Here is a 17,017-nt window from a genome sequence, read left to right on the forward strand (position 1 = left end):
ACTGCCAACTGCCAACTGCCAACTGCCAACTGCCAACTGCCAACTGCCAACTGCCAACTGCCAACTGACTACTGACTACTGACTTCTAGCGACAGGAATCTCGATCGCAAATTCCGTACCTTGACCCGGTGCAGAATGACATTTAAGCTGACCGCCGTGCTTTTCTACCACAATTTGATAGCTGATAGACAACCCCAAACCCGTACCTTTACCGGGTTCTTTTGTAGTAAAAAACGGATCGAACAGCCTTTGATGAACCTCTGCTGGAATCCCCGGCCCGTTGTCAGCAATCCGAATCACTATATGAGAAGCATCCCCAACAGAATGATCCGCCACAGCATCCTGTTCGTATTTTACACCAGTACAAATCCGCAGCGTCGGCGAAGGACAAGAAGGAATAGGCGCAAGTTCCCCATCTGCCCAATGTCCCGTGTCCATTGCTTCTTCCAAAGCATCTATTGCATTACCGATAATATTCATAAAAACCTGATTCAACTGTCCGGCATAACACTGTACGCGAGGCAAATCACCAAACTCTTTGACTAGCGTAATTTTCGGATGTCCTGCAGTTTCTTTTAACCTGTGCTGCAAAATCAACAAAGTGCTGTCAATCCCTTCGTGAATGTCAACCTGTTTTTGTTCGGCTTCATCCAATCGCGAGAAATTCTTCAGCGACAGCACAATTTGACGAATTCGCTCGGCTCCCATTTTCATCGATGTTAACAGTTTTGGCAAATCTTTGAGCAGAAAATGCAAATCTACATCCTCTATCTCTTGTAGAATTGCTGCTGTTGGTTGAGGATATTCTTCCTGGTAAAGTTGCAGCATTTTTAGCAAGTCTTTAAAGTAATCGTCAGCGTGCATGACGTTGCCGTAAATAAAGCTAACTGGATTGTTGATTTCGTGAGCTACACCAGCTACTAACTGCCCCAAACTCACCATTTTTTCATTTTGAACCATCATGCTTTGAGTTTTGTGCACGTCCCGCAGCGCTTTGGCAAGTTCTTCATTTTTATTCCTCAATTGACTTTCCGAAAGGCGCACTGCTTCTTCTGCTTGTTTGCGATCGGTAATATCTTTGCGAATTGCTACATATTGATGGGGTTCTCCGTTAGAATTTAAGCAAGGTACAATAGTTGTATCCAACCAGAATAATGTGCCGTCTTTAGCTTGATTTTTCATCTCTCCCCGCCAAACATTTCCTTGGCGAATGGTAGACCAAAGATGCTTGAAAAAATCCGGTGAATGATAAGCTGAATTGACAAGTCTGTGGGTTTTGCCGATCAAGTCTTCTCGATTGTATTTAAAGAGTTCGCAAAATTGGTTGTTGACATAGGTAATGACACCGAATTCGTCGGTATTCGAGACGATCGCAGATTCATCTAATGCAAATTTTTCAAATTCTAATTCTTGCAGAGTTTGGCGCAGTTCGGCTTCGGCTTGCTTGCGATCGCTAATATCGGTAATCATCCGCAAAACACCCGAAAATTCGCCTTTGTCATCGAACATCGGTGTCGCTGAGACGATCGCCCACAAGTGAGATCCATCAGAGCGAGTAAACTTAAAATCGTGGCGTTCCCGAATACCTTGTCGCCTGCGTTTTACGTAACCTTCAGCTATTTCCCTGGCCTCGGCGTCGATAAACTCAAATAGCGATCGCCCCAGCATCTCCTCCACAGTATACCCCAGCATTTCCGCCATCCGAGAGTTAGCAAAAGTCGTGGTGCTATCACCGTCAAACATCCAAACACCCTCCGAAGCCGTCTCGACAATGCAGCGGTAATAACTCTCGCTCTCCCTCACTGTTGCCTCTGCTTGCTTGCGATCGGTAATATCAGTTTCTACCGCAATAAAACCTTCTAGTTCCCCAGTTTCTTGATAAATCGGCACGATCGACATCGCCACCCAATAACCTTTTCCATCCTTGCTGTAATTGTAAATTTCCTGATTAAACGGTTCACCTGTCGCCAAAGCCGATCGCATTTGAGCAATAGTTAACGGGTCAGTGTGAGGGCCTTGCAGCACATCAACCGGTTTTTTTCCCAGCACTTCTCCTAGCTTGTAACCGCTAATCCGAGTAAACCCTTCATTCACCCATTCAATGCAGCCTCCATCGTCAGTAATAATCACACCATTTTGCGTTTTTTGAGCCACGATCGCCAACCGCAACAATTCTGTTTCAGTTTTTTTACTTTCCGTAATATCTTGAGCAATACCCAGAATGTACTTAGGCGTACCCGAACTGTCAAACAAAGGAACTTTTTTAGCCTGCAAAATCCGCTTTCCCCGGCGCGGTAGTTGAATAGTTTGTTCTGGCAAATCCACACATTTTCCCGTAGCCAATACTTCTAAATCTTGTGTTTGCAAGTAATTTGCCTGCTCTGCTTCCAACAAATCAGCAGCATTGTTATTAAGTACTTCATCGCTGGAATAGCCAAATAAATTTTCGCTGGCTTTATTCCAATAAATAAATTTTTGTTCCCTAGCATCTTTAATAAACACGCTAATCGGCAGATTTTGCAGTACCGCATTCAGAAAATCTTCTGTATTTCGCAGTTGTTCCTCAGCTTGTTTGCGCTCCGTAATATCCCAAATCACTCCGTCGATATAAAAAACCCGAGACTGAAAATTTGCGGGCGAAATCGGCGAATCCGCAGCAGACAAAAAACCCTCAATTTTCCCTTGTCCCTCTTGTTTTCCTCTAGCCTCATCCACCTCGCCGCCAACAGATCTGCCTTTTTCGCAAACCCAGCTAATTGCACCGTCAGCCCGGATAATACGGTATTCAAGAATGTACGGAGTTTTTGTTGCTACACTTTTTTGGACAGCAGCATCCACATTTTGACAGTCTTGAGGATGGATAATGCTGGCAAAAGAACGGAGGCGATCGTTGATAAAATCAGAAGATGGATAGCCTGATATTTCTTGAATTGCCTCGCTCAAAAACGCCATTGTCCGTGTTGTGAATCCGCCGTCGCCCGTACCCTCGCAGGTACATCGGTAGACAGCACCGGGAATATTAGCTACTAAGTTTTTATAGCGTGCTTCGCTGCTTAACAAAGCTGAGTTGTCTTCGTTATGGCGATCGCTGTTATTAAATTTAGAAGAATTCGATGAAGTTTGCATAATGTAGTCACTTGTGAGTGTGGGGGCAAGTGTTAGAGTAGATGCCTGTATAAAAAATGAATTTAATTGGGACAATAATCCGCTATCAACTAATATAGTACAAAATTACTTGGGCTAACATTCAGAAAATTTTATTCTGGCTAATAGGCAAAGCTAATCAAAGATATTATGTAGAACGCAGAAGGCCGTTCGCCAAGGGATTTGATAACGGATTTAAGGGATTTAACACATGGATGTTCGGGAAATATTTTTCCGATTCTCCCCTTGAGACTATCTCCCTCTTTCCCCATCGGACTATTCTCCCCATCTCCCCCTCTTCCCCGATCTCCATTGGGAGCGCCTGTGTTTTACTTTTGATCTGGCGAACTCTTAAGCTCGCACTGTAACAAAAAATACTTTGTGGCAAACTTTACAGATGCTCTCTCCCCATTACACCATTAGACTATCTCCCCCCGCTGCCACTTCCCCAATTCCCCACTCTCGTTAGAATAAGAGAAGTTGCCTTGCTATCGATCGCCCTCAAACAAAAACCATGACTCAACAACAACCCCGGATTTGCATTCTCGGCGGAGGCTTTGGCGGACTCTACACAGCCCTGCGCTTGAGTCAGTTACCCTTCTCCAAAGCCGAAAAACCCGAAATAGTCCTAGTCGATCGGCGCGATCGCTTCCTGTTCGTTCCCCTGCTGTACGAACTCCTCACCGGCGAACTCCAAACCTGGGAAATCGCCCCGCCGTTTGCCGAACTATTGGAAAACACAGGCGTGCGCTTTTGTCAAGGCACTGTATCGGGCATCGACTTAGACCAGAAGCGAGTGGAGTTACGCGACGGGCCAGAAATTCCGTGCGATCGCCTCGTTTTAGCTTTAGGTGGCGAAACCCCTCTCGATATGGTAAGAGGAGCCGTTGAATACGCTTATTCGTTCCGCACCCTCAAGGACGCCTACAGCTTGGAAGAAAGATTGCGGTTTCTCGAATCCAGCAATACCGACAAAATTCGGGTGGCGATCGTCGGTGCCGGTTATTCGGGAGTAGAATTAGCTTGTAAATTAGCCGATCGACTCGGAGACAAAGGCCGCATCCGGTTAGTCGAGCAAAGCAACACAATTCTGCAGACATCGCCAGAGTTCAACCGCGAAGCCGCCAACAAAGCACTAGAAAAGCGCAAAGTGTGGATCGACTTAGAAACATCAGTAGAGGCGATCGAATCCGACACCATATCCTTAGTCTACAAAGGACAATTAGACGTTCTCCCCGTAGACATAGTATTGTGGACAGTAGGAACTCAAGTTAGTCAAGCAGTGCGATCGCTACCCCTCAAACAAAACCGCCGCGGTCAATTAACAGTCAATCCGACAATGCAAATAATCGACCATCCAGATATATTTGCCTTGGGAGACTTAGCTGAATGTCACGATGCAACGGGTCAAAAAGTCCCCGGAACAGCCCAAACAGCCTTCCAGCAAGCTGACTACACCGCCTGGAACATTTGGGCATCCCTCACCGGCCGCCCATTACTTCCTTTCCGCTATCAGCCGCTAGGAGAAATGATGACATTAGGAATTGACAACGCCACCCTGGCCGGTTTAGGAATTAAACTCGACGGACAACTAGCCCACATTGCTCGCCGCTTAGCTTATCTCTATCGGATGCCAACATTTGATCATCAGTTAAAAGTTGGTTTCAATTGGATTAGCAAGCCGATTCAGGATTTGCTTAAAAGTTAGTTAATTGTTGACTATTAACTGTTAACCGTTGACGGTTGATTGTTGATGGTAAAACTTATGATGGCGGTTCCGAAACCGGGTTTTTCACGAAAATACTTCACTACTACCCGCATATTTGGTAAAAACCTGGTTTTTTCTGTCGGAGTGTAGATTCAGAGAATATTACGCACGCAAAAAGATGCCAACTTCCACATCTCAACAGCCCAAAACTGAACTTCCACCGTTGATAGAGCGGGAAATTCTCTTCGGAAATCCCGAAAAAACTAGCCCCCGACTTTCACCCGACGGCAAGTATCTTGCCTACATTGCACCAGATGAAAACAACGTTTTGCAAGTGCAATTGCGTACCGTCGGTCAAGCAGACGATCGCCAACTGACAGCAGATAAAAAACGAGGCATCCGCATCTTTTACTGGACTTACAGCGGCGAAGAGCTAATTTATCTCCAAGATGCTGAGGGTGATGAAAACTGGCATTTATTCTCAGTCAATATCCAGTCAAATCTGGTTCGCGACTTGACACCATTTCAAGGCGTTCAAGCTCAGACGATCGCCTTTGACCGCAAATTCCCCAATGAAATATTAGTGGGAATGAACATCCGCGATCGCAGCAAACACGACGTTTACCGCATCAACCTCAAAAATGGTGCAGTTGAATTTGAGACAGACAACCCAGGTAACGTCGTCCGTTGGATTGCTGACGCCCAATTCCAAGTGCGGGCGGCCACAGCCACAACTGCCGACGGTGGCTCAGAATTGGTGTTTCGGGAAACTGCCGACAAGTCTTGGGAAAGCCTGCGAAGGTGGGGGCCCGATGAGGAAGGTGGTGCCCTCATGTTCTCAGAAAACGGCAAAATTCTTTACATCATCGGCAATCATGATGCTAACGCCGAACGTTTGATCGCATTAGACTTAGAAACTAAACAAGAAACCGATCTCGCCTCTGACCCAGAATACGATGTCGGCAACATTGTCGGACACCCCACCAAACGAGAGATTCAGGCGGTTTCCTTCTACAAGGACAAGCAAGAGTGGCAGATTTTAGACCAAAGTATAGCAGATGATTTTGAGGCGATCGGCAAATTTCGCCCCGGCGAATTCGACCTTACCAGCCGCAACCTCGCCGATACCACTTGGCTAGTCGCTTACAGAACAGACGACGGCCCAGTTTACTACTATGTGTACGATCGCGCCTCCAAAACCTTCACCTTTCTGTTCAGCAACCAACCCAAACTCGAAGGGCTACCACTATCATCAATCGAACCCATTTCTTACACCGCAAGAGATGGTTTAACCATTCACGGCTACCTGACAAAACCGGTTGGTGTCTCAACACCCGTACCCACAGTCTTGCTAGTTCACGGTGGCCCCTGGGCACGCGATACCTGGGGTTACAATCCACAAGCGCAATGGCTGGCCAACCGAGGTTACGCCGTTTTGCAAATCAATTTTCGCGGTTCCACCGGCTACGGCAAAGCCTTTCTCAATGCCGGCAATCGCGAATGGGCCGCTAAGATGCACGACGACTTGCTAGATGGAGTTAATTGGCTGGTAGAAACAGGAATTTCCCAACCCGATAAAATTGCGATTATGGGTGGTTCCTACGGCGGTTATGCTGCCTTAGTGGGATTGACTTTTAGTCCCGATGTTTTTGCCTGCGCCGTCGATATTGTCGGGCCAAGCAATTTGATTACACTGCTGCAAACTATTCCCCCTTACTGGGAACCGAGAAAAGCAAGTCTGTATCACCGCGTGGGCAATTTGGAAACAGAACCAGAGTTTTTGAAATCGATCTCGCCTTTATCTTTTGTCGATCGCATCCAGAAACCTTTACTAATCGCCCAAGGTGCTAACGACCCGCGAGTGAAAGAAGCAGAAAGCGAGCAAATTGTCAATGCCATGAAACAAGCCGGCAAACCTGTAGAATACGTGCTTTATACAGACGAAGGACACGGATTTGCGCGGCCGGAAAATCGCCTGCACTTTTATTCGATCGCCGAAGAATTCCTAGCCAAATATTTAGGAGGCAGATTTGAACCGGCGGGCAACATTGCCAATCATTCTGGTTTAGTGAATCCGCAAACAACAGTTGACAGTTGACAGTTGACAGTTGACAGTTGACAGTTGACAGTTGACAGTTGATAGTTGACAGTTGACAGTTGACTGACTAATAATTAATAACCATTAACCAATGACCAAAGTATTTTTTTTAGATGCCGCTGGCACACTATTTGACGTGCGCGGCAGCGTCGGCGAAGTCTACGGAAAATTCGCCCGCAGTTGGGGAGTAACTGTTTCTAACGAAGACTTAAATACAGCTTTTTTCCAAAGTTTTGCTGACTCAAATCCGATGGCATTTCCCGGAAGAGAATTAGCAAAAATTCCCCAACTAGAATTTGAATGGTGGCAAGCAGTTTGCGCGAACGCTTTTCAAAGAGCAGGCGTTTTCAATCAATTTTCAGACTTTCCCAAATTCTTTGCCGAACTCTACGCTCATTTTGCCACCGCCGAACCTTGGTTCGTCTATCCCGACGTGTTCCCAGCATTAAATAAGTGGCAGCAACAAGGAATTGAATTAGCAGTAGTATCGAATTTCGATTCCCGAATTTATGCAGTATTAAAAGCACTAAATTTAGCGGAATATTTCACATCAGTGACAATTTCTACCGAAGTTGGTGCAGCAAAACCCCAGTCTCAAATTTTCACCGCAGCTTTGCAAAAGCACAACTGCATTGCCGAGAATGTGTTGCATATTGGCGACAGCTTCAAGGCTGATTATTGTGGTGCTAAAAATGCGGGAATAAACGCAATTTGGTTGAATCGTCAACAGGAAAAAATAGATTCAGGAAAGTTGAATTTAACTGATTTCCAAAAAGTAGAAGAGTTTCCTAGTCTGGATTTTATATAAGTCTGTTCTGGACGCACTCCGACAAAGAAACCGTTTTTTTTACCTAATCTGCGGGTGGGAACGCCTCTTTTCGTAAAAAAACTGGTTTCGCATGATATCCCATGCGTCCAGGACTATAAATATGAATTTTATGAGGTTAAGGTTATGATTTTTATGAATTGACTTTGAGAGCTATTTATTGAATAATATGAGTAATTAAACCGCAGAGAGCGCAGAGGACACTGAGGAAGAGAAGAGAAATGTGATTTCTATATCTAATTTTTACTGGAAAAGAACTTTATGGAAACTCGACTCACTCAAACTCAGTTAGCACAGGTAGTCGCTGAAATCGACAAGTTATCGCAGCAGCGCGAGTTAGAATTGGAGCCCGATCAGGTAAGAGAAATTTTACGAGAGTTGAATCTTCCTGATGAGCTTTTAGAAGATGCGATCGCCCAAATGCGCCGTCGCGAAGCCCTAGAAAAACAGCAGCGACGCAACCGTTGGATCGCGATCGCCTCGACAGTTGTTGTCATTTCTGCGATCAGTATAGGCGTGCTGTTCGGGCAAAATCAGCAACAAAAAATTGCTCAAATTGTCGCAGGAGAAGACCGAATTGCCCTATCTCAAAAGGGCGGTGACAGCCTTACTCAAGTCAACCGTCAAATCAACCCCCGCATCTACTACCAGGTGACGTTGAAAAATGCTCCGATCGGCAATCAGTTGTCTCTGCAATGCGATTGGATTAACCCCAGCGGTGACATTGTGCATCAGGGCAGGTATCAAACTCGCACGATCGATACTGCGGTTTGGAATACGCACTGCTTTTACGATCTCGGATCTGCTGCAGCCCCAGGCAAATGGGAAGTTCGGATGTCCCTGGATGGGCGCGTCATCAGCAGTGAACCTTTCACGGTGAAATAGATGGGTGCGATCGACAAACCTTCACATTTTATCGGCTATTGGGGACTGGACGATTGCACAAAAACGCTCAGCCGTTTAGTCCCAGATTACTTCATCCGGCAGGGCAAATTATCAGACTGGGCGATCGCCTCTGCATCTGTACTCACGGCTGACACAGTGACGCTGAATGCTTGCGGGCGATGTCAGCCAACCGATTTACCGTCCGATGCTTGGGCCCAGGTGGAAGCGGGACAGCTACGGCTGGGGCGCGATCCTTTTGGGCGAGTGCCGCTTTACTGGATGCAGTTGGGAGAAACGATTTGGTTTTCGACGCAAATGCAATTGCTGCTACCGCTGATTGCTTCCCCTCAAATTAGCCCGATCGCCCTACACAGTTATGCTTGTTTTTCCTACGTGCCCACGCCGTTAACTCCGATCGAGCAAATTGCATCCGTAGCAGCCGGAAGCGAGATGATTTGGGAAATAGCCGATGTTAACTATCTGCCGAAAGTACGCGCGGCGAAGCTATCCCGTAGGGAATCGCTGCCATCGGCTTGGCAAGAAGCGCCCCAATTACTGCGGAGTGAAGATGAGGCGATCGCACAATTGCAAGGGCTGTTGCAACAGGCGATCGATCGACAAGTGGCCGATTTGCCGATCGACGAACCCGTAGGCGTTTTACTCTCCGGTGGCATTGATTCTTCCCTGGTGACAGCGCTGCTAGTGAAAGCAGGCTTGCAAGTGCGCGCCTATGCCCTCGATTTTGGTGTTGAAGCCTATTCCGAACTGCCCTACGCCCAACAGGTGGCGGACTTTTTCCAGATTCCGCTGATTCGGGTGGCTGCGACGGGCGATGCAGTGTTGCGGGCGATCGGGCCAACCGCCAAAGCCCTCGATTTACCCTATGGAGATGGCACGACGGCTGCACTGTTTTTGCTCAAACAGGCGGCGGCGCAAGAGGTGCGAGTTGTATTCAATGGCGAGAATGGCGATCAGCTATTTGCCGGATGGACAAACAAACCTTTGATTGCCAACGGAGTTTACAGTGCAGAACATCCTGCCGGAAAAGAAACCTTTGAACAGCAGTATTTGCGGACGTTTCAGCGATTTTATGGTTATGAAAAACAGATTTTTTCGCCAGAAATGCTCGATCGCATCCAGTCTCACGATTTGAGTGTTTACCTGCAAGACGCGATCGATCCCGAAACCTGTCCCTCCCTGCTAGCGAGGCTGCGGCGCGCTTCGCTGATGCTCAAAGGTGCCCAAAATATTCAGCCGAGGGCCACGGGATTGGCGTTTGCTTGCGGTTTGTGGGTGCGATCGCCCTTCTGCGACCCCGACCTCACAGCATGGACGTTTCAACTCCCTGGCGAGCTGCTACTGCAAGGTGCGTGCGAAAAATACATCCTCAAAAAAGCCTCTGAACGCTGGTTGCCGCCGGAAATTATCTGGCGGGAAAAGCGCGGGATGGGTGTGCCGTTGAAGGTTTGGTATTACCGCGAGTTTTGGGCTGCGATCGGCGATCGGCTGAATCCGAATCTGTTGCGATCGCAAAATTGCTGGCAGCCCCATTTGGCCGACTCGATGTTATCAGGACAACTCGGAGTTGCAATGCGCGATCGATACATTGGCAACAATCTCTGGTTGCTGCTGATGTGGCAAGCATGGCGAACCGAAGTTTTAGGCGAAATTCCAGTTAAGCGATCGCTGGATCATGTTTTTTGGTTGCCACCGGCGATCGGGCAGCGCATTTGGAAATATCGAAGGAGGTTGACTGTTGACTGTTGACTGTTGATTTTACAATCTTCCCTGTTCCGAACATCCGTTAAATCCATTAAATAATCAGTTGCCAAACATCCGTTACATCCGTTAAATAATCCGTTGCCGAACTTCTTCTATATGATTGAATCTTTGCTACAAAATGAAACCAAAATACATTCGCCGCCGTTCTCGGAAGCATTAGCCAAGCTACTTTTGTCAACTTATGGTTCGCCCTTATATGTGTATCAAGCCGATATTCTCCATCAAACCCTTGAGCATATTACGCGATCGATCGACTATCCGCACGTGCAGTTTCATTTTGCTACCGTCACCAACGGCAATATTGCACTGTTGCAACTGATTGAGCGAGCTGGTTGGGGGCTGCACGCGAATACACCGGGCGATGTTTTTTTGGGACTGAAAGCGGGTTTTACGGGCGATCGCATCGTCTACACCGGCAGTAACCTCAGCCGGGATGATTTTCAGAAATTGATTGGTTGGAAGATCGATCGATTCAACTTCGATAGTCTGTCGCAACTCCATGATTTTTGCGAATATGCGCGCAGTCAACCGAGATTAATCCGTCCCGAAATTGGACTGCGCCTCAACTCACCGGAATTGACGGGAGACAGTCGGATTGGAGTGCGTCCCGCCGAATTTGAGAAAGCCAACGAAATCGCGCAGCAGCACGGTTTAAGGATTACTGGACTGCATTTTTATCGGGGGACGGGAACTAATGCCACGGGCGCTTTTACGCAAGCGATCGATCGCCTGATTGCGATCGCCCAACAGTTACCCGATTGGCGAATTCTCGATTTTGGGGGTGGTTTTGGCTATCCCTATCGAGGCGGTGCAGTGTTTGACTGGCGGGAGTTTGGGGCGGCGATTACTGAACGATTGAGTACGCTATCTCGCCCGATCGAGTTAGTAATTGAACCGGGACGATCGGCGATCGCAGGTTGTGGCGTTTTGCTTGCGAAAGTTGTGTCGGTGAAGTGGTTGGGCAATCGGCAAATTGTCGGCGTGGATACGACTGTATCAAATCTATCAGTGCCTGCGGTGCACGGCGGCTACCGGGCGATCGCAACTTGGGAAACCGACGATGTATCGCGACATGAAACGGATATTTGCGGTAACACAACTTATTCGCGGGATTATTTAGGGCGCAACTGTTGGCTACCCAAACTCAAAATTGGAGATGCGATCCTGATTTTGGATAGCGGGGCTTACGGCTATGCGATGTCATCACATTTTCTGCACCGCCCCCGCCCTGCTGAAGTGTTGATTGATGCTAAGGGCGATCGATTAATTCGACAGCGAGAAGACTATTCTATCTTGTTAAACGGGCAAATCTTTTAATCGGGCATTGGCCAAACAGGGCATTGGGCATTGGGCATAGTTTCTTCCTTCTTCCTTCTTCCTTCTACTTATTATCTCTCTTCTCTTTCTCTGCGCCCTCTGCGCCCTCTGCGGTTAAATCATTCCAAAACAACCGCCAACGATATAAATCCATTAAATCAATCAGGAGTAACCGAAATGGGAATGAAATGTGTCCAGTGTAATACCGATAACAATTTGCGCGATCGTACTACCAACTCAGGGCGCTGTAAGAATTGCAACCATCCCTTTGTCTTTGATCCCACTACTATCACCGATCAAAAAATCGCCTTCACCGATCCATTTTTCAAGAATGCGATCGCAGATATCTCCAGCCAAAATATGTTATTTTTTACGCCCAAACAGTTTTTGTATTTGATGGATAAACGGCTAAAAAATCGCACGTCATCTAACCTCTGGAAGTGGACTTTAGAATATTTGATCCAGAGCTTGATAATTCTAATCGTTGGCGGTTTATTCATGAGCTCTATTTTTTCTGATACTGTGGGATTTTTGATAGTCTGGGCAGTTTTAAATATTATTTGGATTGGGGGATTTTTTGCCAAAAGCAAATCTACCGAGCAAAGTGCTCGCAACAGAAGAATTAATGCCACAAATTTACAAACTTTAGGAATAATGATGTTAGTAACAGGGATTTCAGCAAGCTTGATACTGAACTATGTCCCAGGATACATCGCAGCCTCTGCACTAGGACTATTTTCCTACTGGCTGGGCATTTCACAAAAAAATAGTCCACAGATAACTGGTGAAATATTTCTAGTCAATCAAGCCCAGAGTAATGAGTGGCTGCTAGACTGGCAAAGAGTAAACGGTACACTAGAAAAACTCCTCCCTACACCTCGCAAAGAAGCTTTATCCGCCAGCATCGATCCCGAAATCAGCGCCTACAGTTTCGATCGCGCAATCATCTGCGACAGTGACGAAACCGCCCAATTCCTGATTGTCAACAACGTCCATTTTGAGAACAACTGCGCCATTCTCAGCATCAGCGGCTATCCCCAAAGCATCTTCGACACAGTAATCGCAATGCTGCGACGCAATGCGGATTTAAAAGTATATGCGCTGCACGATGCGAATTCTGCTGGAGTTAGTTTAGTGCATCAATTACGAACCAGTCCCAACTGGTTTGCAAATCAAGCCGTCACAATTTTTGATTTAGGCATTTCTCCCCGTCAAATCTTGGAAACCCGCGATATGTTTGTACAGCAATCTCAAACAATGGCACAAAGCGCTCGTCAATTACCCGACGCTGTGAGGCAAGGTTTAACAGCAGAAGAACTAGCGTGGTTAGATGCGGGTAATTTCGTGGAATTAGAATCTTTTACGCCGCAGCGGTTGTTGCGCGTGGTGAATTATGGACTTGCTCAGAGTGGCGATCCGCAGGGCAACGACGGCTTAATATTAGCGGATAATTCTGTGGGATATGGTGGCGGCTATGTGTTTGTTTCTGATAGTTTCGGTTGAGGAACAGAGGAGACGGCAATGCCGTTTCCCTACCCCAAAACAATCGTAGCAACAGAGGAGACGGCAATGCCGTTTCCCTACCCCAAAATAATCGTAGCAACAGAGGAGACGGCAATGCCGTTTCCTGATTTCGGGTAACTTGCCCGTCATTTAAAAACACTCCCTAACGGCGATTCACCTGTAACCAAATTTCCAGTGTTACCAACAGCCACAGCTTCAGCCCGTAGCGGGGAAAAACTTCGCCTCGATAGTTTAGCCATTCCTCAATCAATGCCCGATCGAGGTAAGGTGCGATCGCCGCATGACGATTCAACAGCAACGATCGCGCTTGTCGTTGCCAATCCCTCAAAAACCACTGCTGCATTGACATTACCATCCCGCTTTTTGGACGGTTGACGATCGCATCTGGCAGTAAATCGGCAACAGCAGCCTTGAGCACAGCCTTTTCCTGGGCGCCCGAAAGCTTGTATTCTGGGGGAATTTGCAAACTCAGCGCCACCATCCGCCGATCGAATAAAGGCGATCGAGCTTTTAGCCGCGCAGCAGCCGTGAGATTATTCACCTTAGTTAAAATGTAATCGGCACCCTTAAACTCAATATTCAGCCGCATCAACCGATTCAAAAACGTAGTTTCTGTCTGTTGCAATTCCTGTGCAAACACCGAAGGCGCATCTTTTACCTGATTCCAAACCTCCGGCTTCAGCAAGCGCGGCAAATCCGTATAGCATTTTTGAAACGAAGTCAAGTAAGCTGCGATCGGATCTGGTTTACCCTGAATCGAACCATACAAACTATTCAGCAACATCGGCTTATTTTTGGGCCCGCCAAAACACGGATCGCCACCTTCCCCATTCAGTACCACATCTGCAAATTGTTTTGCCGATCGCCCCAACAGCAAATTGGGCACCGTCAAGCCTTCCCCCACCGGATCATCCATCGCCGCCAGCGTTTCCGGTAGCAATTCCCAAATTTGCTTTGGCGAAACTTCTAAAATATGGTGCTCGGTGCCGCAATGTGCTGCGACAATGTTGGCAAATTCAATCTCGTTCGGATATTGGGCCCCAAAGTGCATCGAAAAAGTGTGCACCGGGCGATCGTGCAACCGGGATGCGATCGCAGTCACGCAACTTGAATCAATGCCACCCGAAAGGTATGCTGCGACAGGTTCCCCGGCTGGTAGTCCTTCTTGCACCAGTTGTTCCAAGAGCGATCGCACTTGTTGACTGTGCCATTCCAAAGGGCGATCGGCGTTAGTAATTTGCTCCTGCGGCTGCCAATATCTCTGCGCCTCAACATCCGGTAAATACAAGTAACTACCAGGGCGCAACTCTCGCACCGATTCCCACAGCGTTTGTGCTCCCGGTACAAACGCACAGCACAAATAGTCGCGCAAAGCAACCAAATCGAGTGTTCGATCGTGATACGGATTGAGCGATCGCAGTCGAGGCGCAATCCAGCGAGTATTTCCCGCACGGGTGTAATAGAGCGTTTTGGCTCCGACGCGATCGCGCCCCAGACACAAGGTTTTCTCCTCTAGATCCCACACAGCCAGCGCAAACTGTCCTTCCAGCAAGCTCAGAGTTTCAATCCCCGACTCCTCCCACAGCCGCCCGACGATCGCCAAATCCGTCAATCCATCGGTATCAATCTGTTGTTTGAGCAGCAAAGTGCGATCGAAGCAACAGTCACCTACCAGCACAAATCGCTGATTGGGGCTGAAGGTTGGTTCAGCTCCAATTATGGCAAAACCGGCGGTTTCCCAAGTTGCAGGGTGCGATCGGGCGGCAGTCCCCCAAGCGATCGCCCAATTCGGGTTAATCGACTTCTGATTTTGCATCAATTTTAGTTAGCTTGATTGATTAAAAGAAATTAGAAAGTAACTTATAAATCAGGCGAAATATCGCTGTTGCAGCGATCGCCCCCAAAGCCCCCAAACATCCCACAAACAACACGCCAACGATCGGAGAACCGGGATAAATCATAGTTGCGGCCTTCTGCAAAGCCGGGAAAAACCACAGCACAGCCAGAGTACCAACACCAATAATCAGTATCTCAGTTTGTTCGATCGCCCTGCGGTACTGAGCGTAAATCAGCCCCCCCACGATCGCACCCAGCAACCCGATACTCAAGCCCGGAGATGGCAGCCAACTCGTCAGGGCGATCGCCAGCAACCCCCCCTCAAAACCCGTAAACGCAGCCCCACGCAAAACCTCCCAAATCGAAAAAGCCCCTCTCGGCCGAGGTTGCAGACTTCCCGGAGGAGTCACAGCAACAGGCACAGGAGGCGGCAGAGGAGGTGGTAGCTGCACAGGAGTTAGGGGGGGCGGAGTCTGCACAGCAGGCGGCTGCACGACCACCGTAGGCTGTTGAGAATTGTATTTCAGAGCCGCTTCCACCTCCGCAGCAGATTGATAGCGCTGGCTCGGAGCCGGCAACAACATTCGATCGAGAACTTCAGCCAAACGCGGGCTTACCTGCACCCTAGAATGCCAATTCCACTGATTTTGATAACTATCAAACAACTCCGTCGGCTGCAAATCGGTCAACAAAGTAATGCAAGTCACAGCCAAAGCATAAAAATCCGTTGCCGGATAAACCTCTTGCCCGCTCATCTGTTCTGGCGGAGCGTAACCCAAAGAATAAATACCAGTAGAAGCCTTAGAACTGCCCGCAGTTTGCGTCACCTGTTTGACAGCCCCAAAATCTAATAAATAAAGCCGACCATTTTTAGCCCGCATAATATTAGCAGGTTTAATATCTCGGTGAATCGAACCGCGAGAGTGCACAAAATCGAGAACCTTCAAGATTTCTCGCAGCACCTCCAGCGTTTGGGCCTCCGAAAACTTACCCTTAGCAGCAAGTTCCTCCTCCAAATTTTCACCGTCAATAAATTCTTGAACCAAATAGAAAAACTGATCGTTGTTCCCCCCTTGCAAACTCGGAACAGTCAGCTCAAAAAACGCCAGCAAACTCGGAATTTGCGAATGTTCGTTTCCCAGTTCTTCCAGCACCGCCGCTTCCCGTTCAAACAGAGTATGAGCGATTCTTAGCTGTGCCGGAGTCATATTTGCCGACGGCTGCAAAAGTTTAGCCACGCACTGCCGCATCGCCGGAGTGTAGCGGTCTCTCGCCAAAAATGCCGCCCCAAAACCGCCTTGACCCAACAACCTCGCGGGCAAATAGCGGCCGCTCAAAATTAGGGGCATCCCGCAAGTCGTGCAAAACTTTTGCTGCACAGTTTTCAGCAGGGAACTGTCATCGAGGTCTGCAAAATTGTTTTGAGGGCGCGGGCAGGCCGGGCGGGTGCAGTAAACTTCCATTGTGGTTTGGGAATTGGGAATTGGTAATTGGGAATTGGGAATTGGTAATTGGTAATTGGTAATTGGGATTGCTAATAGAGGGTTGGGATTTGCTAGTTGCTAATGGTTTAATTCCTAATTATGTGCTGTTAAACTTTCTTTTTATGCAAGTTCCACTTTATTTTACCCTCTTTAGCTAGTTTTGGTATTAGCTTGTGGCATCAAACAAGCCGATTACCCATTAAGCTGTTCTACGTTTTAATTGTGCATCAAAAATCAATCAAGATATTGTGGAATCGGCACTTCCCGAGCCAGTTCCGAACATCCAATTTAAATGCAAAACAACTTACCGATTACCATTACCGATGACCCACGATCAATTAGCAAATTTTTCCAGGGGCGATCAAACCATATTTTAATCTCTAAACTAACAGCGAACTGCGCGCCTGCCAACG

At 47.7% G+C, this 17,017-nt stretch carries 10 protein-coding genes; 7 read left to right on the forward strand and 3 right to left on the reverse strand.

All coding sequences use genetic code 11. The features are described 5' to 3' along the window. Positions 1-75 precede the first annotated feature (75 nt). On the reverse strand, positions 76-3,126 hold the full coding sequence (locus tag QT998_RS19765) for a PAS domain-containing sensor histidine kinase (protein WP_333091826.1): 3,051 nt from the start codon (positions 3,124-3,126) through the stop codon (positions 76-78). Between the two features lie 532 nt (positions 3,127-3,658). Between QT998_RS19765 and QT998_RS19770 the strand changes: the two genes are divergently transcribed. From QT998_RS19770 to QT998_RS19800, 7 genes are all read left to right on the forward strand, one after another. Beyond that, positions 3,659-4,852, forward strand: a complete 1,194-nt coding sequence (locus QT998_RS19770) for an NAD(P)/FAD-dependent oxidoreductase (RefSeq protein WP_333117341.1) — start codon at positions 3,659-3,661, stop codon at positions 4,850-4,852. 178 nt (positions 4,853-5,030) lie between these two features. Next, a complete protein-coding gene (locus QT998_RS19775) occupies positions 5,031-6,950 on the forward strand; it encodes a S9 family peptidase (RefSeq protein ID WP_333117340.1) in 1,920 nt (639 codons plus the stop codon). 91 nt (positions 6,951-7,041) lie between these two features. Next, the gene (locus tag QT998_RS19780; protein ID WP_333117339.1) at positions 7,042-7,758 is read left to right on the forward strand and encodes an HAD-IA family hydrolase; all 717 of its coding nucleotides are present in this window, start codon (positions 7,042-7,044) and stop codon (positions 7,756-7,758) included. A gap of 279 nt (positions 7,759-8,037) precedes the next feature. Next, a complete protein-coding gene (locus tag QT998_RS19785; RefSeq protein ID WP_333117338.1) occupies positions 8,038-8,661 on the forward strand; it encodes a DUF3859 domain-containing protein in 624 nt (207 codons plus the stop codon). Next, entirely contained in the window at positions 8,662-10,428 is a 1,767-nt protein-coding gene (locus QT998_RS19790) for an asparagine synthetase B family protein (RefSeq protein WP_333117337.1), read from the forward strand. Positions 10,429-10,539: 111 nt separating this feature from the next. Continuing rightward, the gene (locus QT998_RS19795; protein ID WP_333117336.1) at positions 10,540-11,760 is read left to right on the forward strand and encodes a diaminopimelate decarboxylase family protein; all 1,221 of its coding nucleotides are present in this window, start codon (positions 10,540-10,542) and stop codon (positions 11,758-11,760) included. A 183-nt stretch (positions 11,761-11,943) separates the two neighbouring features. Continuing rightward, entirely contained in the window at positions 11,944-13,263 is a 1,320-nt protein-coding gene (locus tag QT998_RS19800; RefSeq protein WP_333218122.1) for a hypothetical protein, read from the forward strand. A gap of 163 nt (positions 13,264-13,426) precedes the next feature. Here the strand turns inward: QT998_RS19800 and QT998_RS19805 are convergent, their stop codons facing one another. After that, positions 13,427-15,100 carry an asparagine synthetase B family protein gene (locus tag QT998_RS19805; RefSeq protein ID WP_333117332.1) on the reverse strand — a complete coding sequence of 558 codons (1,674 nt, stop codon included), beginning with the start codon at positions 15,098-15,100 and terminating at the stop codon, positions 13,427-13,429. Between the two features lie 22 nt (positions 15,101-15,122). Next, a complete protein-coding gene (locus tag QT998_RS19810) occupies positions 15,123-16,583 on the reverse strand; it encodes a serine/threonine-protein kinase (protein ID WP_333117330.1) in 1,461 nt (486 codons plus the stop codon). Positions 16,584-17,017 lie beyond the last annotated feature (434 nt).

The sequence above is a fragment of the Microcoleus sp. S1D4 genome, from assembly GCF_036700765.1.
Lineage (GTDB): Bacteria > Cyanobacteriota > Cyanobacteriia > Cyanobacteriales > Microcoleaceae > Microcoleus.